This is a genomic window from Streptomyces sp. NPDC002276 (assembly GCF_053891435.1).
Window position 1 is genome coordinate 23174 of sequence record NZ_JBSFCQ010000022.1, and the last position, 22625, is coordinate 45798.

The 22625-nt window shown below is 71.1% G+C and carries 20 protein-coding genes; 10 read left to right on the plus strand and 10 right to left on the minus strand.

Annotated elements, in window-relative coordinates:
• Nucleotides 1-5: 5 nt before the first annotated feature.
• From ACWIHT_RS39430 to ACWIHT_RS39440, 3 genes are read left to right on the plus strand one after another with little or no spacing between them, the layout of a single operon-like run.
• On the plus strand, nt 6-989 hold the full coding sequence (locus ACWIHT_RS39430) for an ABC transporter permease (RefSeq protein WP_456173340.1): 984 nt from the start codon (nt 6-8) through the stop codon (nt 987-989).
• On the plus strand, nt 986-1879 hold the full coding sequence (locus ACWIHT_RS39435; protein ID WP_456173341.1) for an ABC transporter permease: 894 nt from the start codon (nt 986-988) through the stop codon (nt 1877-1879). Before ACWIHT_RS39430 ends, ACWIHT_RS39435 begins: the two co-directional genes overlap by 4 nt.
• Nucleotides 1876-4194 carry a dipeptide ABC transporter ATP-binding protein gene (locus ACWIHT_RS39440; protein ID WP_456173342.1) on the plus strand — a complete coding sequence of 773 codons (2319 nt, stop codon included), beginning with the start codon at nt 1876-1878 and terminating at the stop codon, nt 4192-4194. The genes ACWIHT_RS39435 and ACWIHT_RS39440 overlap by 4 nt, the downstream gene beginning before the upstream one ends.
• A gap of 30 nt (nt 4195-4224) precedes the next feature.
• On the opposite strand, the gene ACWIHT_RS39445 is transcribed toward ACWIHT_RS39440, so the two are convergent.
• Nucleotides 4225-4377 carry a hypothetical protein gene (locus tag ACWIHT_RS39445; RefSeq protein ID WP_158697264.1) on the minus strand — a complete coding sequence of 51 codons (153 nt, stop codon included), beginning with the start codon at nt 4375-4377 and terminating at the stop codon, nt 4225-4227.
• Nucleotides 4378-4654: 277 nt separating this feature from the next.
• Here ACWIHT_RS39445 and ACWIHT_RS39450 point away from each other — a divergent pair, with 277 nt between their 5' ends.
• Complete coding sequence (locus ACWIHT_RS39450) at nt 4655-6010, plus strand: helix-turn-helix domain-containing protein (protein ID WP_456173343.1); 1356 nt, start codon at nt 4655-4657, stop codon at nt 6008-6010.
• Nucleotides 6011-6337: 327 nt separating this feature from the next.
• On the opposite strand, the gene ACWIHT_RS39455 is transcribed toward ACWIHT_RS39450, so the two are convergent.
• From ACWIHT_RS39455 to ACWIHT_RS39475, 5 genes are read right to left on the minus strand one after another with little or no spacing between them, the layout of a single operon-like run.
• The gene (locus ACWIHT_RS39455) at nt 6338-7762 is read right to left on the minus strand and encodes a maltokinase N-terminal cap-like domain-containing protein (RefSeq protein WP_456173344.1); all 1425 of its coding nucleotides are present in this window, start codon (nt 7760-7762) and stop codon (nt 6338-6340) included.
• Nucleotides 7759-9747 carry an alpha-1,4-glucan--maltose-1-phosphate maltosyltransferase gene (locus tag ACWIHT_RS39460; RefSeq protein WP_456173345.1) on the minus strand — a complete coding sequence of 663 codons (1989 nt, stop codon included), beginning with the start codon at nt 9745-9747 and terminating at the stop codon, nt 7759-7761. The genes ACWIHT_RS39455 and ACWIHT_RS39460 overlap by 4 nt, the downstream gene beginning before the upstream one ends.
• Before the next feature lie 28 nt (nt 9748-9775).
• The gene (locus ACWIHT_RS39465; protein ID WP_456173346.1) at nt 9776-10369 is read right to left on the minus strand and encodes a DJ-1/PfpI family protein; all 594 of its coding nucleotides are present in this window, start codon (nt 10367-10369) and stop codon (nt 9776-9778) included.
• A gap of 5 nt (nt 10370-10374) precedes the next feature.
• On the minus strand, nt 10375-12051 hold the full coding sequence (locus tag ACWIHT_RS39470) for a thiamine pyrophosphate-binding protein (RefSeq protein ID WP_456173347.1): 1677 nt from the start codon (nt 12049-12051) through the stop codon (nt 10375-10377).
• Nucleotides 12052-12101: 50 nt separating this feature from the next.
• Nucleotides 12102-12941, minus strand: a complete 840-nt coding sequence (locus ACWIHT_RS39475; protein ID WP_456173348.1) for a type 1 glutamine amidotransferase domain-containing protein — start codon at nt 12939-12941, stop codon at nt 12102-12104.
• Between the two features lie 318 nt (nt 12942-13259).
• Between ACWIHT_RS39475 and ACWIHT_RS39480 the strand changes: the two genes are divergently transcribed.
• From ACWIHT_RS39480 to ACWIHT_RS39505, 6 genes are read left to right on the plus strand one after another with little or no spacing between them, the layout of a single operon-like run.
• Nucleotides 13260-13673, plus strand: coding sequence for a nuclear transport factor 2 family protein (locus ACWIHT_RS39480; RefSeq protein WP_456173349.1), 414 nt, complete (start codon nt 13260-13262; stop codon nt 13671-13673).
• 25 nt (nt 13674-13698) lie between these two features.
• A complete protein-coding gene (locus ACWIHT_RS39485; RefSeq protein ID WP_456173350.1) occupies nt 13699-15324 on the plus strand; it encodes a GMC family oxidoreductase in 1626 nt (541 codons plus the stop codon).
• Nucleotides 15325-15334: 10 nt separating this feature from the next.
• A complete protein-coding gene (locus ACWIHT_RS39490) occupies nt 15335-16153 on the plus strand; it encodes an ester cyclase (RefSeq protein WP_456173351.1) in 819 nt (272 codons plus the stop codon).
• 41 nt (nt 16154-16194) lie between these two features.
• The gene (locus tag ACWIHT_RS39495) at nt 16195-16566 is read left to right on the plus strand and encodes a nuclear transport factor 2 family protein (protein ID WP_456173352.1); all 372 of its coding nucleotides are present in this window, start codon (nt 16195-16197) and stop codon (nt 16564-16566) included.
• A 10-nt stretch (nt 16567-16576) separates the two neighbouring features.
• Entirely contained in the window at nt 16577-17026 is a 450-nt protein-coding gene (locus tag ACWIHT_RS39500) for a VOC family protein (protein WP_456173353.1), read from the plus strand.
• 17 nt (nt 17027-17043) lie between these two features.
• Nucleotides 17044-17880, plus strand: a complete 837-nt coding sequence (locus ACWIHT_RS39505; protein WP_456173355.1) for an SDR family NAD(P)-dependent oxidoreductase — start codon at nt 17044-17046, stop codon at nt 17878-17880.
• 67 nt (nt 17881-17947) lie between these two features.
• On the opposite strand, the gene ACWIHT_RS39510 is transcribed toward ACWIHT_RS39505, so the two are convergent.
• The 4 genes from ACWIHT_RS39510 to ACWIHT_RS39525 form a co-directional block, all read right to left on the minus strand.
• Complete coding sequence (locus ACWIHT_RS39510) at nt 17948-19573, minus strand: FAD-binding oxidoreductase (protein WP_456173357.1); 1626 nt, start codon at nt 19571-19573, stop codon at nt 17948-17950.
• Nucleotides 19574-19667: 94 nt separating this feature from the next.
• Nucleotides 19668-20042, minus strand: coding sequence for a nuclear transport factor 2 family protein (locus ACWIHT_RS39515; protein ID WP_200709068.1), 375 nt, complete (start codon nt 20040-20042; stop codon nt 19668-19670).
• 35 nt (nt 20043-20077) lie between these two features.
• The gene (locus ACWIHT_RS39520) at nt 20078-21274 is read right to left on the minus strand and encodes an MFS transporter (RefSeq protein WP_456173359.1); all 1197 of its coding nucleotides are present in this window, start codon (nt 21272-21274) and stop codon (nt 20078-20080) included.
• A 139-nt stretch (nt 21275-21413) separates the two neighbouring features.
• Entirely contained in the window at nt 21414-22583 is a 1170-nt protein-coding gene (locus tag ACWIHT_RS39525; RefSeq protein WP_456173360.1) for a low temperature requirement protein A, read from the minus strand.
• Nucleotides 22584-22625: the final 42 nt, after the last annotated feature.

The window sequence follows — 22625 nt, forward strand, 5'->3', positions numbered from 1 at the left end:
GGCCCATGCTCTCCCTGATCCTCAGGCGCCTGGTCCACTGCACGATCCTCTTCCTGACCTCTGTCGTCCTCACCTACGCGCTCGCCTCGACCGCGCTCGATCCGCGCGCCTACTTCGAGGGCCGCCAACCGCCGCCGCCCGCCCGGGTGGTGGACGCCGAGCTGTCGCGGCTGGGCATGGACGACCGTGCTCCGCTGCCGGAGCGCTTCGCGCGCTGGGCGGGGCGGGCCGTCCACGGCGACCTGGGCCGGACCATCGACGGGGAGTCCGTGAACGCCGAGTTCGGCCGCCGGGTCGGGGTGTCGGTGCGGCTGCTGCTGATCGGCACCGTGGTGGGTACGGCGGTGGGGGTGCTGGCCGGGATGTGGGGGGCGGTCCGTCACGACCGGCCGGGCGACCGGCTCCTGACGGTGTTCTCGTTCGCGGTGCTGTGCGTGCCCACGTTCGTGCTGGCGCTGCTGCTGAAGACCGGGGCGCTGGCCGTCAACCGGGCCGCCGGGAGCCAGGTCATCCTCTACACGGGCGAGCACACACCGGCGCTGCAAGGCGACTGGACCGTCCAACTGCGGGACACCACCGCCCACTTGCTGCTGCCGGCGATCTGTGTGGCGCTCCCCGCGATCGCCTCCTACAGCCGCTACCAGCGCGCCGCCACCCTCGACGTCCTGGGCGCCGACCATCTGCGCACCGCCCGCGCCAAGGGGCTCACCCCGGGCCGCGCGCTGCTGCGCCACGGCCTGCGGATCTCGCTCGTCCCGGTATCGGTGTTCTTCTCCTTCGGGATGCTGACCCTGTTCACCGGGGCCGTGTTCACGGAGGCGGTCTTCGGCTGGCCCGGCATGGGGAGTTGGCTCGTCGACTCGGTGCAGAAGGGCGACGTGAACTCGGTGGTGGCCGTCAACATCTTCGCCGCCGCCGTCGTCCTGCTCGCCGGGCTGCTCGCCGACGTCCTGCACGCACTGCTCGATCCCCGGGTACGGCAGCCATGAGGTCCGGCGGACGGGGGCGCGCGGTACTGCGCCGGACGGTACGGCGGCCGGGGGCGCTGTGCGGGCTCGCGGTCCTGCTGGTGCTGTTCGCCCTGGCGTTCCTCGGGCCGTACCTCAGCCCGTGGACGCACACGGACGTCGACTACACGGCGCTGCGGCAGCCGCCGGACGCACGGCACTGGATGGGCACCAACCGCATCGGGCAGGACGTCTTCGCCCAAGTCGTACGGGGCCTCCAGAAGTCGCTGCTGATCGGGCTGCTCGTCGCGGTGTTCTCGACCGGGCTGGCCGCGGTGGTGGGCGCCTGCGCGGGCTACTTCGGCGGCTGGACGGGCCGGGTGCTGATGTTCGTCGTGGACCTGATGCTCGTCCTCCCCGCCTTCCTCGTGCTGTCGGTGGCCGCGCCCCGGCTGCGCGACCGGAGCTGGATCGCGCTGGTCGGGCTGCTGGCGCTGCTGGGCTGGATGGTCACCGCGCGGGCGGTGCGCGGGATGACCCGTTCTCTGAGAGATCGTCAGTTCGTGGTGGTGGCACGGCTGATGGGGGTCTCACCCGTCCGCATCCTGTGGCGGCACGTGCTGCCGCACACGGCGTCGTTCCTCATCACGGACGCGACGCTGGCGGTGGGCGCGGCGGTGATCAGCGAGACCGGGCTGTCGTACTTCGGGCTGGGAGTACAGCCCCCGGACGTGTCCCTCGGCACCCTGATCGCGGACGCGACGGACGTGGCGCTGGTGTATCCGTGGATGTTCTTCTTCCCCACCGGGCTGCTGATCGCGTTCGTCCTGGCCGTCAATCTCGTCGGCGGCGCCCTGCGGGACGCGCTCGACCCGACAACAGTGGACACGGTCGCGCCGTCCCGTACAGCCGTGTCGAGGATGTCCCGGTGAACGCCGTCCTGGAGGTCCATGACCTGACGGTCGCCGTCGGCGCGGGACGACGCCCGCCGGTGCCCGTGGTGCGCGGTGTCGATCTCGTCCTCCGTCGCGGTGAAGTACTGGGCCTGGTGGGCGAGTCGGGGACCGGCAAGACCCTCACCGCGCTCTCCCTCATGGGGCTCGCGCCACCGGGCGCGACGGTGGGCGGTTCGGTACGGCTGCTGGGCAAGGAGCTACTGGGGCTGCCGGAGCGGGAGTTGGCGCGGGTGCGTGGGCGCCGGATCGCCATGGTCTTCCAGGATCCGCTGCACGCCTTCACCCCCGTGCGGCGGATCGGCGACCAGCTCGCGGAGGCGGTACGCATCCATCAACGGCCGTGTCCGCGCCGGGAGTCGGCGCTGCGGCGGGCGGTGGAGCTGCTGGACTTCGTGGGGGTGCCGGAGCCGTCGCGGGCCGCGCGGGCCTACCCGCACCAGTTGTCCGGCGGGATGCTGCAACGGGCGATGATCGCGATGGCGATGGCCAACGGCCCCGATGTCCTGGTCGCGGACGAGCCCACCAGCGCGCTCGATGTCACCGTGCAGGCACAGGTGTTGGAGGCGCTGGCCGACGCCCGCCGGGAGACCGGTGCAGCCCTGCTGCTGGTCACGCACGACCTCGGTGTGATCGCGGGTACGGCGGACCGGGTCGCGGTGCTGTACGCGGGCCGAGTGGTGGAGACCGGCCCGGTCGAGACGGTGCTCACCCGCCCCCGGATGCCCTACACGGTCGGCCTCGTCGGCTCGGTACCGCGGACCGACGCCCGGGTCCCCCTCACCCCGATACCGGGAACTGCCCCGACCCCAGGCACAGTTGGCCCCGGCTGTGCCTTCGCACCCCGCTGTCCGCTGACCCAGCCGGAGTGCGAAACCGCCGACATCCCCCTCCTGGGCGTGGACAGCCCGTCCCGCGCGGGCCTCGCCGGAACCGCCGCGCACGAGGCGGCGTGCCGCCGGATCCCGCTGGTCATCCACCGGACGGCGGCGGGACTCTTCCCGGCGGGCGGGGCATGGGCTGCCGTGGGTGGAAGGCACGCGGGACCGGTCGGGACGCGCGGCGTCGACAGCGCGGGGCCCTACCCGAGCGGGCAACCCGCGCTGCCGGGCAAAGGACGACCGGCCGTGCACACCACACCGGGTGGGAGACACGCCCTCCCGAGCGCCTCGGGATCGGCCGCGTTTCCGCTGTCCCGCTCCGGCCCGGACGCTCCCGAGGTCGTGCTCCGCGTCTCCGGCCTCGCCAAGACCTACGTGCCCGTCAGTGGTCGGCGCCGCCGTGAGCGGGCGGTGCGGGCGGTCGAGGAGGTCGATCTGGAGGTGTGCCGCGGGGAGACCCTCGCGCTGGTCGGTGAGTCCGGGGCCGGGAAGTCGACGGCGCTGATGGAGATCGTGTCGCTGGCCGCCCCGGAGGCGGGGACCGTGGAGATCCTCGGGCAGGATGTCGCGCGGCTGAGTCGACGCACCGCGCGGCTGCTGCGCGGTGCCGTGCAGATCGTGCCGCAGGATCCCCTGTCGAGTCTCGATCCGCGGATGCCTGTGGGTGACATCGTCGCCGAGCCGCTGCACGCCCGGCGGGTACCACGGGGTGTCGTAGCGGCGCGGATTCCGCGGTTGCTCGCTCAGGTGGGGCTGGATCCGGCGGACGCGGAACGTTATCCGCATCAGTTCTCCGGGGGGCAGCGGCAGCGGGTCGCGATCGCGCGCGCCCTGGCCGTGAAGCCCGCGCTGTTGCTGCTCGACGAGCCGGTGTCCGCGCTGGACGTGTCCGTGCAGGCCCAGATCCTGGATCTGTTGCTGCGGCTGAAGCGGGAGTTGGGGCCCGCGTATCTGCTGGTGTCGCACGATCTGGCGGTGGTCCGGCAGATCGCCGACCGGGTGTCCGTGATGTACGCCGGGCGGGTCGTGGAGACGGGGCCCGTCGCGGAGGTGTTCGACGGGCCCCGCCATCCCTACGCGCGGGCGCTGCTGTCGGCCGTCCCGCTGCCGGACCCGGTCGCCGAACGCGCCCGGCGCCGGATCGTGCTGCCGGGTGAACCCCCGGCCGGCGTGCCGCTCGTCGCGGGGTGCCGTTTCCGGCCCCGCTGTCCCGTCGCCGCGACCCTGCCGCCCGCTGGGCGGACGCGGTGTGAGACCGAGGTCCCTCGGCAGTCCCAGGTCACCCCGGCCGGCACCCATACGGTGGCGTGCCACTTCCCGCACCGGGGACAGCCCTGGGAGGGGACACGGACGGACCGGGGGACGACCGGCCGGCCCTGGAGCGAGCCGCCGGACCGCCCTCCGGTCCGCTGAGCCTCGTGTGCCATTGTCCGTACGGCCGCCTCAGCAACAGGCGCCGCTCGCACCGCTCGACTGGGCGATGCCCTCGCGCAACGGATGCGTGGTGGCACCCGAACCGTTCAACCAGAGTCCGCTCGTCACTAGCCCACCGACGAAGACGACGATTGCGATGAGCGTGAATACTTTGATGCTCATGAAAATCTCCTCTCCGAGCATTTACGGATGACGCGTTGACAATACGAGTCAACAAGAACTTACTGAATGAGTCAAGTATTAATCTCGCAAAAGACGATCTCCAAAAACGGAATGCCCACACCCAAATGAGATTTGAATTAACGCCAATTCAGAAAGTGCCTGCACAGACCACTTCGCGCCAGCGAATCGATCAAGAAGACTCCATTGGATCGCGAACGACTTACTGGTAACATTGATCTGTCATCCCGGTGGTCATAGCCACCTCCTAGGAGCCCACATGGACCCTCTCGAAAACACGACGACCGCAGGGCTGGGCGACCGCATCCGGCTACTGCGCGGCAAACGTGGCCTCAAGCAGCAGGACCTGGCGTCCAGCGAGATTTCGGCGAGCTACATCTCCTTGATCGAATCCGGCAAGCGCGCACCGTCGGACGCGGTGCTCGCCGCCCTCGCGGAGCGCCTCGGCTGCTCCGCCGAGTACCTGCGCAGCGGACGGGACGACCACGAACTGGAAGAGGCGCGCCTGCGGCTGGCCTTCGGCGAGATGGCCCTGCGCAACGGCAGCAACGGCGAGGCCCTGCAATCCCTCAGCGAGCTGCTGACGAAGCCCACCCTCCTGGACGTCTCGATGACCCGGCGGGCGCGCATGGCGCAGGCCTCCGCGCTGGAGAAGCTCGACCGGACCGAGGCCGCCATCGCGGTCCTTGAGGAACTACAGCGGGACCCCGACCTGGCTCCGGGATCAGCCGAGTGGTGCCAGATCGCGGTGGCCCTGTGCCGCTGCTATCGCAACGCCGGCGACATCACGCTCAGCATCGAGATCGGCGAGCGCGCCATGGCCCGGCTGGACGCCCTCGGCCTGGACGTGACGGTCGACCACGTCCAGCTCGGTGCCACCCTCATGGGCTCCTTCCATATGCGCGGCGACCTCATCCACGCCCAGCTGATGGGCGGCAAGCTCCTGGACGCCGCCGAGAAGCAGGGCGCGCGGGCCGCCCGCGGCGCCGTCTACTGGAACGCCGGCCTGGTGGCCCGCTCCCGCGGCCAGCTCAACGAGGCCCTGGCCCTGGTCGAGCGGGCGCTCGCGCTCATGTCCGAGGACGACAACCTCCGTCACCTCGCCATGCTCAAGATGAACTACGGCTCCCTGCTGCTCCAGGTCGACGAGCCCGAACCGGCGCGCGGCAAGCAGCTGTTGGAGGAGGCGCAGCAGCTCCTGGCCGAGGTGGGGAACGCGCCGGAGCTGGCCCAGTGCGAGATCGGTCTCGCCGACGCGGACGCGATGCTCGGGCAGTGGGACGAGGCCGCGGCGCACGCCGAGCGGGCCCTCGGGCTGACCGGCACCGAGTCCCGCATCCAGGCCGTCGGCGCGCGCGGCACGCTCGCCGAGATCCAGCTGATGCGCGGCAACCACGAGCAGGCCGCGCAGTATCTACAGGCCGCCACCCGGCAGTTGCGCCAGTTCCGCCCGTCCCACCAGGTGGCCCTCAACTGGCGTTACCTGGGCGACCTGTGGAAGCGGCAGGGCAATACCGCCGAGGCGCTCAAGGCGTACGACCGGGCCCTGTCGGCCGCCGGTATGGCACCGCACCGCGACCCCGGCCAGATCCTCTCCGAGCAGCACCGCGCCTGAACTGCCCGCCGAATTCCCGAATCCGGTACGGACCTTTGATCCTCACCCCCGGTAAAGGCCCGGACCTTTCGCCGTGGAGTGGTCCGGCAAGGCAGGCGCCCCGGTTCCGTTTCCGGCCGGATGCGAGCCCTCCGAACCCCCCGCCTGGAAGAGTGTCCGGGGCGGGGGGTTCGTCGTGTCTCCACTCGACGGGCCGCGCGGGCGGGAAATCCGCCGGCGAATTACGCCCGGTCTCCCGTCACCGGAATTCCTGCCGTAATTCCTGCCTTAATTCCCTTGCAGGGCACGGGAGTTCGCATTCCGGCGGGGCGCTGAATTCGGTGGAGTTCAGCGGGCGGTGTTCGCCAGCCGGTGCACGGCGGCGAGCGGGATCTTCAGGCGGTCGGGGCGCAGGCGGGACTCGTATACGGCCTCGTACACGGCCTTGTCCGCCTCGAAGGCGCGCAGGGCCACCGGCTGGCAGCGCGGGTCCTCCCGCCCGGCGGAGGCGTATCCCTCGATGAACGCCCGCCGGTTGCGCACCGCCCACGCGTAGGCGCGCCGGCGTCGGCGCAGTCGCCGCGCGGGCGAGCCGTCCTCCCCCGGGTCGCCCGACTCGCGGTCGGCCAGGCCGGTGCGGGCCGCGTAGTCGAAGGAGCGCAGCATGCCCGCGATGTCCCGCAACACCGGTTGCGGGCGGGCGCGTTCGGCGGCGGGCCGGGCCGGTTCGCCCTCGAAGTCGACGATCCGCCAGCCGTCCGCGGTGCGCAGCGCCTGGCCCAGGTGCAGATCTCCGTGGGTGCGCTGGGCGAAGACGGGGCTGCCGCGCCCGGCCACCCGGGCGTAGTCGTCGAAGAGGGCGCCGAGCCGGGTGGTGTAGCGGGCGAGCGCCGGTACCTCCTCGGCGGCCTCCTTGAGCCGCATGTTCATGCGGGCCGCCTCCTCCGCCACGTCCTGTGCCGTGAGGCGGCCGCGGCCGAACGCCTTGCCCAGCGCGCCGTGCACGTCCGCCACGGCCCGGCCGAGGCCGTGCGCGTGCGCGGTGAAGCCGCCGGTGTCCGGGGCGGTGCGGCCCGCGCCGTCCATGCAGTCGCCCGCCTGCCGCACCGCCTCCTCCCAGCCGTCCCGGGCGTCGGGCAGGAATTCCTCGATCAGGCCGAGTACCAGGCCCTCCGCGCCGGGGGCGTCGCTGTGCAGCGCGCCGTAGAGGTGGGGGGTGCGGGCGCACTCCTGCCGGGTGAGGGCGTGCAGGGCCTCGACCTCGGTGTGCGGTCCCGGTTCGGGGCGGCGGAAGATCTTGAGGAGGATCCGGCCGCCGTACGCCACGGCCGTGTTGCTCATCTCGCCGCTGAGCGGGTGGGGCACCAGGCCCACGGGGAGTGGATAGCGGCCGGTGCGTTCCAGGCGCAGGCCGGGGTCGGTGCCAGGGCCCGCGAGGGTGCGCAGCAGCAGCCCGAGGAGGGCGCCGTCGGCGAGGGCGTCGTAGACGTGCCAGCCCTGGAAGGGGCCGGTGGGGACGGCGGCGACGGCGGCCGGTTCGAGGCGGGTGGGGAGGTCGGGGCGCAGGCCGAGCAGGAGTTGGTAGTCGAGGACGGATCCGTCCGCGCGCCGGGCCGAGATCACGGCGTGCAGCAGCAGGGGCGGTTCGGTGCCGAGCACGGTGGCGGCTCTGGCTTCGAGTCGGGCTCCGTCGTAGCGGGCGTCGAACCATCGGCGGCCTTCCAGCCATGGTGCGAGGGCCGGCAGCAGGGGTTCGAGGATGCCGTCGCTCATGTTCCCTCCGCGGGTGTGAGCACGTGCGCGACCTGGTGGGCCGGATCGAGGCGTACGTAGGTGGACTCGCCCCAGGCGTAGGTCTCGCCGGTGAGTTCGTCGCGCAGCTTGCGGGTGCCGTCGGCGGGCAGGCCGAGGACGGCCGGGTCGCAGGTGACGGTGGCCTCTTGGGCGTGGTGCGGGTCGAGGTTGACGATCACGAGCACCAAGTCGGTTGTGCCGTCGGGGAGTTCGACGTGCTTGGTGTAGGCGAGGAGCTGGTCGTTGTCGGTGTTCTGGAGGCGCAGGTTGCGCAACTCCTGGAGGGCCGGGTGGAGTCGGCGGATCCTGTTGAGGAGGGTGATAAGCGGAGTGATGGTGCGGTCCTCAGCCTCGGCCAATGCCCAGTCCCGGGGCCGGAGTTGGTACTTCTCGGAGGCTAGGTAGTCCTCGGTGCCCTCCGCCAGCGGGGTGTTCTCGCAGAGTTCGTAGCCGGCGTACACGCCCCAGCTCGGCGCGGCGGTCGCGGCGAGCACGGCACGGACCTCGAAGGCGGGCCTGCCGCCGTGCTGGAGATAGGCGTGCAGGATGTCGGGGGTGTTGACGAAGAGGTTGGGCCGCAGGAAGTCGGCGCTGTCCTGGGCGAGTTCGGGGAGGTAGGCGGTCAGTTCGGCCTTGGTGTTCTTCCAGGTGAAGTAGGTGTACGACTGCTGGAATCCGGCCTGCGCGAGCGCGTGGACCATGGCCCGGCGGGTGAACGCCTCGGCGAGGAACAGCACATCGGGGTCGGTGGCGTCGACCTCGGCGATCAGCCACTCCCAGAACTGCACCGGTTTGGTGTGCGGGTTGTCGACGCGGAAGATCCGCACGCCCAGGTCCATCCAGTGGCGGACGATCCGCAGCGCCTCCGTGTACAGGCCCTCGGGGTCGCCGTCGAAGTCGAGTTGGTGGATGTCCTCGTACGTCTTGGGCGGGTTCTCGGCGTAGGCGATGGAGCCGTCGGCGCGGTGGTGGAACCACTCGGGGTGCTCGGTGAGCCAGGGGTGGTCCGGTGAGCACTGGAGGGCGAGGTCCAGGGCGACTTCGAGGCCCGACTCCCGTGCTGTGGCGACGAAGTGGCGGAAGTCGTCCTCGGTGCCGAGGCCGGGGTGGATGGCGTCGTGACCGCCGTGCCGGGAGCCGATGGCCCAGGGCGAGCCGACGTCGTCGGAGCCGGCGTGGAGGGTGTTGTTCGCGCCCTTGCGGTGGGTGGTGCCGATGGGGTGGACGGGTGGGAGGTAGACGACATCGAAGCCCATGGCGGCGACGGCGGGCAGCCGTTCGGCGGCCGTCCGCAGGGTGCCGCCGACGGGGTGGCCGCCCGCCCGCACCACCGCTCCCTCCGAGCGGGGGAACAGTTCGTACCAGGAGCCGACGAGGGCGCGCCGCCGTTCGACGCGCAGCGGCAGGGGCCGGGAGGCGGTGACGAGATCACGCAGCGCGTAGCGCCCCAGGGCGGCCGTCACCCGGGGGGTGGTGACGGCGGACAGCCGGGCCGGAGGGGGACCCAGGGTGTCGCGGAGCGCGGCCACGGCCGCGGAGACCGCCTCCCGGCGGTCCGTTGAGGTGATGCCGAGTGCCGCCCGTTCGTGGAGCAACGCGCCCTCGGTCAGGGTGAGTTCGGTGTCGACGCCTGCCTCGATCTTCAGCGTGGCGTCGTGCCGCCAGCTCTCCAGCGGGTCGGCCCAGGCCTCGACCCGGAAGGTCCACAGGCCCTCCGTGTCGGGCACCACGGTCGCCCGCCAGCGGTCGGCGTCCTCGTCGACGAGGGTCATCGGGACGCGGTGGGCCGGGCGCCCGGCGGGGTCGTGAAGGAGGACGTCCGCGGCGACGGCGCCGTGGCCCTCACGGAAGACGGTGGCCGTGATGTCGAGGTGTTCGCCGGTCACGGCCTTGGCGGGCAGCTCCCCGTCCCGCACCCGTGGTCGGACGTCGAGGACGGGGATGCGCCCGGTCACCGGTGTCATGGGTTGACTCCTCCCCGCTCTGATCCCGTCAGCGGAGCCCGGTCGGGGCCGGCGTCCGGGATGCGAGCAGGTCGATGATGGTCCGTGCGAAGAGGTGGCAGTGGTTGCCGGTGCGGCCGGTGACGAGGTCGTCGTGGATGACGACGTCCTGGTCGACGTACTCGCCGCCCATGTTGCGCAGGTCGCCCAGCAGGTTGTTGTGGACCACCGCGCGCCTGCCGTGCATCAGGCCCTGCACGGGTGCGGCGAGCCACATGCCGTGGCAGATGATGCCCTTGAGGATCGCCGGGTCGGCGAACGCGCGGCGCAGGAACTGCGAGGCGGGCGGCAGGAGTTGGGGGTCCTCGGTGAAGCGCAGCCGGTCCGCGACCATCCCGGAGGGGACGATGATCGCGGAGTACTCCTTCAGTGCGAACTCGTCGAGGTCCTCGAAGGACTCGTCGACCTCGAAAGGCATGCGGTGCTCATGGCCCTGGAAGGTCATCTGCTCGTTGCCCCACAGGCGGGACAGGAAGTGGACCTCGGCTCCCTCCTCGGGGAAGCGGTAGCGGTAGTAGAGGATCTCGGGCTCGTAGAAGTCGCTCTCCATCAGGACGGCGATCTTGTGACCGGACAGTCGCACGGCGGCTACCCCTTCCCCTTGGCGGTCACCAGGTCGATGAGGAACGGCCCGCGGTGGGCGAGCGCCTGCGCGACCGCCTCCTCGGCCTGCCCGGGCTTCTCGACCCGGACGGCGGCCACGCCGAGCGAGCCGGCGAGGGAGACGAAGTCGACGGCCGGACTGCTCAGGTCGAAGATCTCGGGCTGTTCGTGGGCGGGGATGTGCTGGTCGCGCCAGTACTCCTCGATGTTGTTCTCCAGGAGCTTGTAGCGGCCGTTGTTGCAGATGACGAACTTGGTGGGCAGGCCGTAGCGGGCCGCCGTCCACAGCGCCTGGAAGGTGTACATGCTGCCGCCGTCGCCGGTGAAGCCGACCACCGTGCGGTCGGGGTGGGCGAGTTGGGCGCCCAGCGCGCCGGGGATGCCGACGCCGAGGGAGCCGCCGCGGGTCTCCATCCACTGGCCCGGCACGGTCGGCGCGAGCCTGCGGAAGATCTCCGGGGACGCCGTCAGCGCCTCGTCGAACAGGATCGCGTCCGGCGGCAGCCGACGCGCGAACTCCTGGGCGAGCGCGATGGTGGGCAGTTCCAGGGCGGTGGCCGTGGCCTCCTCCCGCGCGTCGGCCGCCGCGAGCGCGGCCGAGCGCTGTGCGGCGTGCCGGCGCAGCCGCTCGACGGCCGCCGTCCGCCGCCCGAGGCCCATCTCCCGGCCGAGCGCGTCGGCGAGCAGGCCGAGGGTGGCCTTGGGGTCGGCGACGATGCCGAGGTCGACGGGGTGGTTCTTGGCGATCGCGCCGGGGTCGAGGTCGATGTGCACGACCGGGACACCGGCCCCGAAGACGCCGTCGAGCGCCGGGTACACCTCGGGCAGCACATAGGTGCCCACGATCAGGACACCGTCGGCGGCGCCGGTGATCTTCCGGCTCTGCTCGCCGAACATGTGGCCCAACTGGCCCGCGTAGGCGGGGTGTTCGACGGACAGATTGACCTCGGCCCAGTCGGCGCCGTACACATCGGCGCCCCACACCTCGGCCAACCGCCCCAACTCGGCCTGGGCACTGGCGAAGTGGACTCCGTCACCGGCGATGATCAGCGGGTTGCGGGCGTCGGCGAGCAGCGCGGCGGCCCGCGCCACGGTGTCGGGGGCGGGCAGGCTGCGGGTCTCCGGGTAGGAGACGGGCGCCACCGCCTCGGTGGTGTCGCGGTCCATGACGTCGGCGGGCAGCACGACCAGTACCGGACCGTACGGCGGGGTCCCGGCGACCTTGAAGGCGCGGCGCAGCACCCGCAGCGTGGAGTCGGGGTCGACCACGCGGGTGGCCCACTTGGTCACGGGTTTGGCCATGCCGACCAGGTCGGCGGCCATCTGCGCGTCCATGCTGTCGTAGCGCAGCCCGGACTCGCCGACCAGGGTGACGATCGGGGCGTGGCCGCGCATCGCCTGGTAGAGCATGCCGATGCCGTTGCCTAGCCCTACTCCGGAGTGGAGTTGCAGGACCGCCGGGGTGCGGGTGGCGCGTGCGTAGCCGTCGGCCATGCCTACGGCGGTGCACTCCTGGAGGGCCAGGATGTACTGGATCGAGGGGAAGGAGCGCAGTTCGTCGAGGAACCCCTGCTCGACCGTGCCGGGGTTGCCGAACATGAACCGGACCCCTTCGGCGTGCAGTTGTTCGAGCAGCGCGATCCGCGCGGGCCTGCTGTCCATCGTGTGCTCACCTCTCGTCGGGGCGAAGGGGCGCGGGACGGTCGCCTGGATCAGGCGGTCGTCCTGAACCCCCACTGCCGCAGGCCCTCTTCGAGGACCTCGACGGTCTTCTGTCCGGTCAGGTAGGAGTCGGGCGTCGAACGGCCCGTGATGAACGGGTAGTCGACGATGACGGAGGTCTCCTTGCCGAAGTTCCCGTGGTAGGCGCCGCCGGGTGCGGTGGCGTCGCGCAGGATGTACTCCAGCGGGTACGGCGGCGGCCCCATGACGAAGTCGGTGCCGATGAACCCGGTGCCGTCCTTGTAGTCGTACTCGATGCAGTGCCCGGTGACGTGCTTGCCGCGGATGAGGGACTCGCGGGTCTCCTGGTCGCGGGCGAAGGCGAGGCAGGCGACGCCGTAGCACTCGGCGGCGATCGGCCGGTCCAGGGCGTAAAAGGCGAGGATCAGGTCGTGGACGCGCCAGTTGTTGGCGAGGTCGACGATCGGTCCGCTGCCGCCGACGATCAGCAGTGCGTCGTAGCGGTCGGCGATCTGTGAACGCACCTGCTCCAGGCGGGTGTTGTAGGCCTCCCAGTCGCGCAGGAAGTACGGCTTGGACCGGTAGGGCCGGTCGGGCAGCCAGGACGACAGGTCGAGCGGGTTGTCGAGCCGGTCGGAGTCCTCGACCTTGCGCACCTTCGCGGCGGTCTCGGGGGTGGTGACGGAGCGGCCGAGCGGCGGGTCGATGTACTCGGGGTCCATGCTCGGCGGCAGCGCCTGCGGGCGCTTGCCGGTGGGGGTGGCGAAGGTGAGGTGGTAACCGGCCTGGTCGAAGGTCTCCAGGGGGCCGATCAACTCCTCGCCCCAGTAGCCGTGTTCGGACAGGACGACCAGAATGCGCCTGCTCATGGGGTTCCTCCCGTTCGGCGGGACGGTGCCAACTGGCGGATTCCTGTCTACGTCGGGGCCGTTGCCCCTGGCCGTCGGCGGCGCCCGGGTCGCGGCACATCCTCAAGTGGCCGAACGCACTACGGCATGTCGTGGCCATCGGTCTTCGTTCCGTGAACCCACCGGCGCACGCCGGGAGTTGCCGCAGCTCCGGCCGCGACTTCGCACAGTGCGCCCGGTCCGCGCGCACGAGCGGACCGGGCGGGCGCGGGTGTGGGGTCATCGGACCCGTGCCGCTTCCGGACCCCGGGAGCGGAACCCCGATGAGCGGAGACACACATGCCGAGCGAACAGACCGGCTCCGACCGGGAGATCGCCGAGTACGTGCAGCGCTGGTACGACCTGCTGAGCGCGCACGCGCCGGTCGAGGAGCTGCTGCCCTTCGTCACCGACAAGGGTCTGGTGATGGCCTTCCCGGAGCGGACCCTGTACAGCCACGCGGACTTCCTCGACTGGTACACGGCCGTCGGCGAGGCCTACACCGACCAGAGCCACACCGTGGAGAAGGTCACCACGCACGAGGAGGGCGCCCGGATCGACGTCGACGTCACGGTGGTGTGGACCGCCAAGTCGACCGCGGACGGCACTGTCTCGTCCTTCCGGATCAACCAGAAGTGGCAGTTGGAACGGTCCACACCGGGCGCCCGCCCGCTGATCGTCGACTACCGGGTCGGCGAGCCGGCCGCGATCTGATTCCCGTCACCTTTTGGAGGCTGTCATGCCGTCGAAGTCGCTGCCCCTCGGGGCCGATTACATCGTCGTCGGCGCCGGCTCGGCCGGCTGCGCGGTCGCGGCCCGCCTGACCGAGGACCCGTCAACGACCGTGGTCCTGCTGGAGGCGGGCGGCTGGGACGAGCGCCCCGAGATCCATCAGGCCGACGCGGCCTCGGTCCTCTCGCTGCTCACCGCCGAGTGGCGGAGCGAGATCGACTGGGGCTACGTCACCGAGTCCGAGGCGGGCATGGAGGGCCGCCGAGTCCCCGTGGCCCGTGGCAAGGTCGTCGGCGGGTGCAGTTCCGTCAACGCCCTGATGTGGGTGCGCGGCAGCCGCCACGACTACACCCGCTGGGTCGCCGAGGGCGCCACCGGATGGTCGTACGACGAGGTCCTGCCGTTCTTCCGGCTGGCCGAGGACTACTCGGGCGGCGCGGACGAGTTCCATGGCACGGGCGGTCCCGTCCGGGTGCGGCAGCTCGATCGCCCCTCCCCGATCGCGCGGGCGTTCGTCGCGGGCGCCGGTGAACTCGGGTACTCCGCGGACGGTGCCGCCGACGGGGACTACAACGGCGCCCGCCAGGAGGGCTTCGGCTTCCTGTACCAGACGTTCCGCGACGACGCGGGCCGCCGGTGCAGCACCGCCGACGCCTATCTGCGCCCGGCCCTGGACCGTTCCAACCTGACCGTGCTGACGGACACCCTGGTCACCCGGCTGCTGCTGGACGGGACGCGGGTCACGGGCGTCGAGTACGTCCAGGACGGCGAGCGGCGCCAGTTGCGCGCCGAGAGCGAAGTCATCGTGTCCGCCGGGGCGTTCGAGACGCCGAAGCTGCTCATGCTGTCCGGCATCGGCCCGGCCACCCACCTGCGGGAGCATGGCATCCGCTGTGTCCAGGACCTGCCGGGGGTCGGCGCCGGACTCCAGGACCACCTGTTCACGCCCATCTGCTACCAGTCGCTCCAGGAGCACCCGGACGGGGCGCTGCTGTCCGAGGCGGGGCTGTTCACCCACACCCGCGAGGCCGGTCCTGAGGACTCCCCCGACCTCCAATTCACCTTCGGGCCCATCAAGTTCCTGCCGTCCGACGCCCCCGCCGAGCAGTGGGACGGCCCCGGCTTCACCTTCGCGCCGATCGCGCTGCAACCGCGGAGCCGGGGCCGGGTGCGGCTGCGCGACGCCGACCCCACGTCCAACGCCGTCGTCAGCGCCGGGTACCTCACCTCCACCGCCGACCTCGAAGTCCTGGTGCGTGGCGTGGAGTTGGCGCGCGAGCTGGCCGCCACCCGCGCCTTCGACGCGTTCCGCGGCGACGAGCTGGGCCCCGGCAAGGACATCACCGGGCCCGCCGAGCTGCGCCGGTACGTCGCCACCAACGCGACCACCCTGTGGCACCCGGCCGGCACCTGTCGGATGGGCACGGGCGCGGACGCCGTCACGGACCCCGAGCTGCGCGTGCACGGCATCGCGGGGCTGCGGGTCGCGGACGCGTCGGTGATGCCGTCGATCACCGCGGGCAACACCCACGCGCCCAGCGTCATGATCGGCGAGCGCGCTGCGGCGTTCGTCCGCGGGGCCGCCGTCCCGGCTCTCTCCGAACCGTCCCTGTCCGACGTCCACTTGAGCTAGGGGAAGCACCATGTCCGACCTCGACCAGTCCCAGCAGGACAACCTGAACCTGTACCGGCGTTTCCTCGACGCGTTCAACGCCGGCGACCAGGCGGAGATGCCCCGGGTCATCGCCGCCGACTTCACCGACCACCACCCCGGGTTCGACATCAACGGCCTCGACTCCTATCTGGAGGCGCTGCGCGGGGCCTACAACACCCTTGATCTGAAGGGCGAGTTGGAGGAGCTGTCGGCGCTCGGCGAGGACCGGGTCCTGACCCGGGTCAAGCTGACCGGCACCCACCTCGGCGAGCTGCTCGGCTTCCCGGCCACGGGCCGCAAGGTCGAGTGGACGACCACCGAGATCTGGCGGGTCGAGGGCGGCCTGTTCGTGGAGCGGTGGGCGCAGGACGACATGCTCGGGCTGCGCGGGCAGATCTCCTCGGACGCCTCGAACCTGGCCGTCGTCCAGCAGGTCAGCGACGCCGTCAACCAGCGCCGACTGGACGCCCTCGACGACCTGTTCGGGCCGACGTTCCACGACAACAACCCGGCGTGGAGCTGCGAGAGCCTGGAGGAGCTGAAGGGGATCATCCAAGGCGCGTACGACGGCCTCGACTTCTCCGTGCACCTCGACGCGCTCTACCCCGCCTCGCCCGACAAGGTGATCATGCACATCACCTTCCACGGGCGGCACATCGCCCCGTTCTTCGGCCAGGAGCCGACTGGCAAGAAGGTCTCCTGGACCAGCCTTGAGGTCTACCGGCTGGAGGACGGCAAGGTCGTCGAGCGCTGGGTGCAGGCCGACACCGCGGGCCTGATGCGCCAGGTCGGCGTGCCGCTCCCCTGATCGTTCCCGCACCCCAGACAGCAACCGGAAAGGACGGGCGCATGAACACCCGAGAAGTGGTCGACACGTACTACCGGCTGGCCAACTCCGGCGAGTGGGACGCCTGGTGCGACCTGTTCGCCATCGACCAGACCATGGACGAGCAGCTCGCCGGACACGTCGAGGGCCGCGAGACCCTCCGGGAGATGATGAAGGGCTTCCCGGAGATGTACGCCTCCTTCGCCAACGTGCCCCGGCACGTGGTCGTGGACGGCGAACAGGCCGCGGTGGTCTCCGACATCACCGGCACCACCCACGACGGCATCACCGTCGAGGCGAAGGTGTGCAACTACTTCCGTGTCACCGGCGGCCTCATCACGTACTTCGCGAACTTCCACGACAGCGTGCCGTTCGCCGCGGTCATCGGGAAATGAGGGCCCACCGATGACGACCGCCGCCCCGGCCGGCCTGCGCTGGTCGCACGTCGGCCTCAACTGCCGTGACCAGAAGGCCACGGAGGACTTCTACACCCGGCACTTCGGGTTCGCCCGGGCCCGGGTGGTGGAGGCCGACGAGGTCCGCGTGGTGTTCCTGCGCAACGGCCCCGTCTATCTGGAGCTGTTCGCGACCGACGCGGACGCCCTGTTCACCACGGCGAAGGACGGCCCCGCCAACCCCGGCACGGCACGCCATCTCGCCTTCCAGGTCGACGACGTGGACGCGTTCCTCGCCGCCGCCGGGGGCGAACTGGAGCCGCTGCTCGGCCCGTTGACCTTCGACGAGTTCATCCCCGGCTGGAAGACGGTGTGGGTGTCCGACCCGGACGGCATCGTGCTGGAGGTCAGCCAGGGCTACACCGATCAGACCACCGACGAACTGGCCACGTACGCCTGACAGGAGAGTGCACCACCATGAGGCCCGTCCCCGACCAGACCATCCTCCTCACCGGCGCCACCGACGGCATGGGCCGTGAGCTGGCCCGTGAACTCGCCGCGCAGGGGGCGTCGTTGATCCTGCACGGCCGCAACGCGGCCAAGGGCGCGGAGCTGCTGGCCGAGCTGCGCGCGTCCACCGGCAACGACAGGCTCAGCTACGAACTGGCCGACTTCTCCTCGCTGGAGGACATCCGCAAGCTGGCCGACCGGATCCTCGCCACGCACGACCGGCTCGACGCGCTGGTGAACAACGCCGGCATCGGGGTCGAGCTGGTGCGCCACGAGAGCCAGGACGGCCTGGAACTCACCTTCCAGGTCGACTACTTGGCGGCCTACATGCTCAGCTGCCGACTGGCGCCGCTGCTGGTGCGCTCGGCCCCGGCCCGCATCATCAACGTCAGCTCCGCGGGCCAGGCGCCGATCGACTTCCGTGACGTGATGCTGGAGCGGCACTGGGACGGCGTGCAGGCCTACTGCCAGGCGAAACTGGCCCAGATCAGCCTGACCGTCGACCTGGCGGAGCGGCTGCGCGGCACCGGGGTGACGGCCAACGCCCTGCACCCGGCGTCGTACATGCCGACGAAGATGGTGGTGAACCTGTTCACCCCGCAGTCCACGGTCGCGGAGGGTGTGCACAGCACCCTGCGCCTGATCACCGACCCGGCCCTCGACGACGTCACGGGCACCTACTTCAACCGCACCCAGCGCTCCCGGGCGGGCGCCCAGGCCTACGACGAGAAGGCCCGCGCCCAACTGCGGTCGCTGAGCGAGTCGTTGACCGGGGTGTCCTTCCCGGCCGACCTCAGCGGCTGAGCGACACACGGCAGCACCGAGCCCCCGCCTCGTGCACGCGAGGCGGGGGCTTCGTGGTGTGCCGGTGCTAGTTCGCGGTGACGGACAGCTTGTGGTGGAACACGTTCCCCGGGTCCCAAGTCGCCTTCACCTGACGCAACTTGGCGAGGTTGCCCTTGAAGTACAGGGTCTCCCAGGGCACGCCCGAGGTGTTCCAGGCCGGGTCGGTGAGGTCGGTGTCGGGGTAGTTGATGTACGAGCCGTCGTTGGTGTCGTCGGGCACCGGCACCCCACCGGTGTCCGCGTAGAGGTCGCGGTACAGCGCGCGCATCCAGGCCACGTGCCGGTCGTCCTGCGTCCGATCGGGCCAGTACGTCGTGAAGTTGGCCTTCAGGATCGAGTCCCGCTGGGCGAGTGCGGTGGCCGTGGGCGACACGGTGTTGACCTTGCCGCCGTAGGAGTAGAGCAGGATGCCGGCGTGCCCGTCGTAGGCGGCGTCGGAGAGGTAGCCGTAGAGCGTCCTGGCCTGAGCGGCGGACCAACCCCGGCGCAGATAGGCGCCCTTGGACTTCGTGCGGTTGTAGAGGCCGGTGTCGTAGGGGTCCTTGAGAGTCGTCTTCAGCCAGGGCCAGGAGGAGCGGCCGTCCGTGTACGGGACGCCGATGCCGCCGACCACCGCCGTGACGTAGGCGTCGAGAAGGGCCGAGGCGTCCGAACGGGTGCCGTCTATCTGGGTGTTGAGGACCAGGCTGCCCTGGATCCGGTTGTAGAGGATCAGGACACTGTGGAGGCTGTCGTAGGAGGAACCGGCGACGCTGTTGCGGGCGTGCCAGGCGCCGTGGTTCGCGATCAGCGCGGTGAAGGCCGCTTCCGTGAGGTCGGTCCACTTGATGGCGACGGTCGACTTCAGCAGGGTCTTCGGCGGTCTGGGGAGCAGGGTGGCGGGGTCTGTGCCGGTGGCGTCGGGGGTGCGGAACCAGTAGCGGGTGACGATGCCGAAGGTGCCTCCGCCGCCGCCCGTGTGGGCCCACCACAGGTCGCGGTGCGGGTCGTCGGCCTCGCGGGTGGCGACCACGGCACGGGCGGTGCCGTGCGCGTCGACCACGACGACCTCGACGGCGTAGAGGTGGTCGACGACGGCACCGTACTGGCGGCACATCGCACCGTAGCCGCCGCCGGTGACATGGCCGCCGACACCGACGGTCGGACAGGTGCCGCCGGGCAGGGAAACGCCCCACTCCAGGTAGAGGGTGCGGTAGACGTGGCCGAGAGTGGCGCCGCCCTCTACCAGGAACGCGCGGCGGGCGGGGTCGTGGCGGACCGCGTCCATCTCCGACATGTCGACGAGGATCCGTACGTCCGGGTCGTCGACGAGTCCGTCGAGGCAGTGCCCGCCGCCCCGCACACCGATGCGTTTGCCCGCGTCGACCGCCTCCTGGACGACGGACACCACCTGCGCGGTGGTGTGGACGAGGCGTATCGAGTCGGGGGCGGCGGTGAATCTCGCGTTGTAGCCGCGGGAAGTGAGGTCGAGATAGCGGGAGTCGGCCGCGTCGACGGTGACCGCGGCGGGGGTGGTGGTGACCGTGCTCTCGGCGGCGAGGGCGCGGGTGGGGACCACGGCCGCGGTGATCCCCGCGGCGGTGGCGGTGCCGAGGAGTCCGCGCCGGGTGAGGCCGGTGGACGGAGGTCGGTCGGGTTGTGGTGGTGTCACTGCTGTCTCCTTCGTCTTCTGGTCGCTGTCACTGGACGAAAAACTGCCGCCCAGGAGGCGGGGGGCCTTCTGGGCGGCAGGAGTTGAGGGAGTGTCAGACGACGTCGTGGCCGCTGACCGTGGTCTCCGGGATCTCGTCGCGGACGTCCCAGTGCTCGACGATCAGTCCGCCTTCGAGCCGGAAGATCTCCACGACCACCGAGCCCCGGTCCGTCGAGGTGGCGCGGAAGTGGGTGTGCACGAAGACCAGGTCGCCGGAGCTCGCCGCGCGCTTGATCTCGAAGCGGGCGTCGGGCAGCTGCTTGCGGAAGCCCTGGATGAACTCGACCAGCGGCTCACGTCCGTCGGGCAGGTTCGGGTTGTGCTGGATGAGGTCCGCGGCCAGGTACTTGTCGGCCAGGTCGGTCTGCCCCTGGTTCCAGACGGTCTCCAGGTATTCGCTGACGAAGTGCACCTGGTGGCTGCTCATGAGTTCTCCTTGACTGGCTGATCCAACTGACAGATCTAGCTGATGTGTACAGGTGTGGCGGGCTGCTCTGCGGACGCTGCCGCCGAGGCCTGCCGGACGGACAGCACATGGGTCAGCGCGGCGAGGACGAGGACGCCCAGGGCCGCGGCCGGGATGGGGCCCGCGCCCACGCCGGGCAGCAGGGAGCTGCCGATGAAGCTGCCGAGGCTCATCCCGAGGTAGAGCGCGGCGGCGTTCAGGGCGAGGATCAACCCCGGTTGCAAGGGCACGAGTTCGACCAGCCGGGCCTGTTGCGGGGCCTGGTAGAGCTGGCTGAAGAAGGCCCAGAAGGCGAAGAACACCAGCCCGGCGTGGGAGTGCGGGGCAACCAGCAACAGGGCGAAGCCCGCCGCGAGTCCGATGACGGCGAGGCCCACCGTGCGGTCCCCGCCGAGCCGTTCGGCGATCCTCGGCGCGGTCGCGTTGCCCGCGACGCCGATCACGCCGAAGGCGAGCAGGGTCACCGAGATCAGTCCGGAGGACGCGTCGAAGCGGTCCTTGAGGTAGGCGCCCGCGATGCCGTAGACGGTGAACTGGGCGGCCATGAAGAGAAGCGTCGTAGAGACGGTGGCCACGGTGGCGGGCGTGCCCAGCGCGCCGCGGTAGGCGCGGACGGTGGGCGGTTCGCCGGCCGGGATCTCGGGGACGAACACGAACACCGTCACGAAGGCGATGGCGGAGAGCGCGGCCACGCCGAGGAGGGCCGGGCGCCAGCCGAGGCTGCCGCCGAGGAAGGACGCCAGCGGCACCCCGAGCACGGCGGCGGCCGTCATCCCGCCGAAGACGGTGGCCAGCGCCCGCTGCCTGCGCTCCGCCGGGACGATGAGCGCGCCGGCCGCCGAGGCGCCGGGGCCGAAGACGGCGGCGCCCATCGCGGCGAGGACCCGAGTGCCCGTCAGGAAGCCGTAGTTGGGCGCCACCGCGCCGAGCGCCGCGCCGACCGTGAGCAGCCCGATGCCGACGAGGAGGACGCGCTTGCGGTTCCACCGGCGCAGCAGGATCGGCGCGGTGGGCGCGCAGACGGCGAAGGTCAGCGCGAAGACGGTGACGAGGATGCCCACCGAGGCGGGCTGGACGTGCAGGTCGTCCCCGATCGGACCGTTGAGGCCGACGACCGCCAGCGAGATCGTCCCCAGGCTGAAGTAGCCGAGTGACAGCGACAGCAAGGCCGGTAAGGCGTTGCGGGAGGGCATCACGCCACCTCGTCTTCCGAACGTTCCACACGTTCCGAACGGGAAAGTTGCATACGGCGACCGTAGGAGCGCCGGTCACGGCCTCGCGCGCGTCGCGAGGAGGCGGTCGGCACTGCCCGAGGTCCGTCCCCGCACTACGTCAGGTCGCGCCGAAGGACCGTGAGCGCAGCACCAGTGGCACGCTCCGGTCGGTACTGATCAGCCAGTGCTCGACGCCGTTGACCAGCAGGAGCAGCAGGGTGGTGAGGGCCAGCACGGCGAGGGCGGGCACGAGGGGCGCGACGACGGCGGCGGCCAGGAGGACCAATCCGCAGTAGAAGCGGGTGGCGGACGCGGCGCCGAACATCCGGCGGCGCGTGTAGCAGAACGTCAGCAGGATCAGGGCGGCGCCGACGGGCAGCAGCCCGGCGGCGCCGGAGTGCGGGGCCCGCAGCGGGTCGTGGACGGTGCGTACGGCGCCGACGGAGACCAGCAACAGGCCCGCGACCAGGGCGAGATGGCCGTAGCTGAGGACGTCGCGGACGACGACGGCGGGGGTGGGGTGGGTGCGCAGGGCGTGGGCGACGGCCGAGGCGGCGAGGTGGAAGTAGAGCCACCACAGGGCGCAGCCGATGAGGAAGGCGAGGATGAGCGCGGTCAGGCTGACCGGGTCGAGGGGGCCTTTGGCGACTCCGGCGCCGACGGAGAAGATGTTCTCGCCGAGGGCGATGATGATGAACAGCCCGAAGCGTTCCGGGAGATGGTTGACGCCGAAGGCCAGTCGCCGCAGATGGCCGCTGAGCAGTACGGGTGCCACGAGTTCGGCGATCACGGCGAACGCCCAGCACACCGCGCGCCAGGGGGCGGGGAGGGTGGCCGCGGCGAACAGCACGAGCGCGAAGGCGAGTCCGGCACGGTAGGGGTGGATGGTGTAGAGGGCGCACTCCCTGCGGATGGCCTCGCCGATGAGCAGGCGCAGGGCGAGATAGCTGCCCGCGTACAGCAGTGCCTGTTCGCGGTCGACGAGTGCTTGTGGCGCGGCAACTGCCATGCCGTAGACGGCGAGTGCGGTCAGGAGGAGGAACACGCGTTGCTGAGTGGTCTCGTGGACGGCGTTCATCGCCATGACGACATCCACCCAGGCCCACCAGAGCGGGACGAGCACGAGCAGACACTGTCCGAGGACGGGCCAGGTGGGGTGTCCGGAGAGCAGGTGCGCGATCTGGCCCACGCCGAATGCGAGGACCAGATCGAAGAAGAGCTCCGCCCAGGTGGCCCGGTCGCGCACCTGAACGGCCGGGACGGTCGTTGTCTCGGTTGCGTCGGTCATCGTCGTATCGGCGCACGGGCGGAACCCGGCGAGCACGGAATC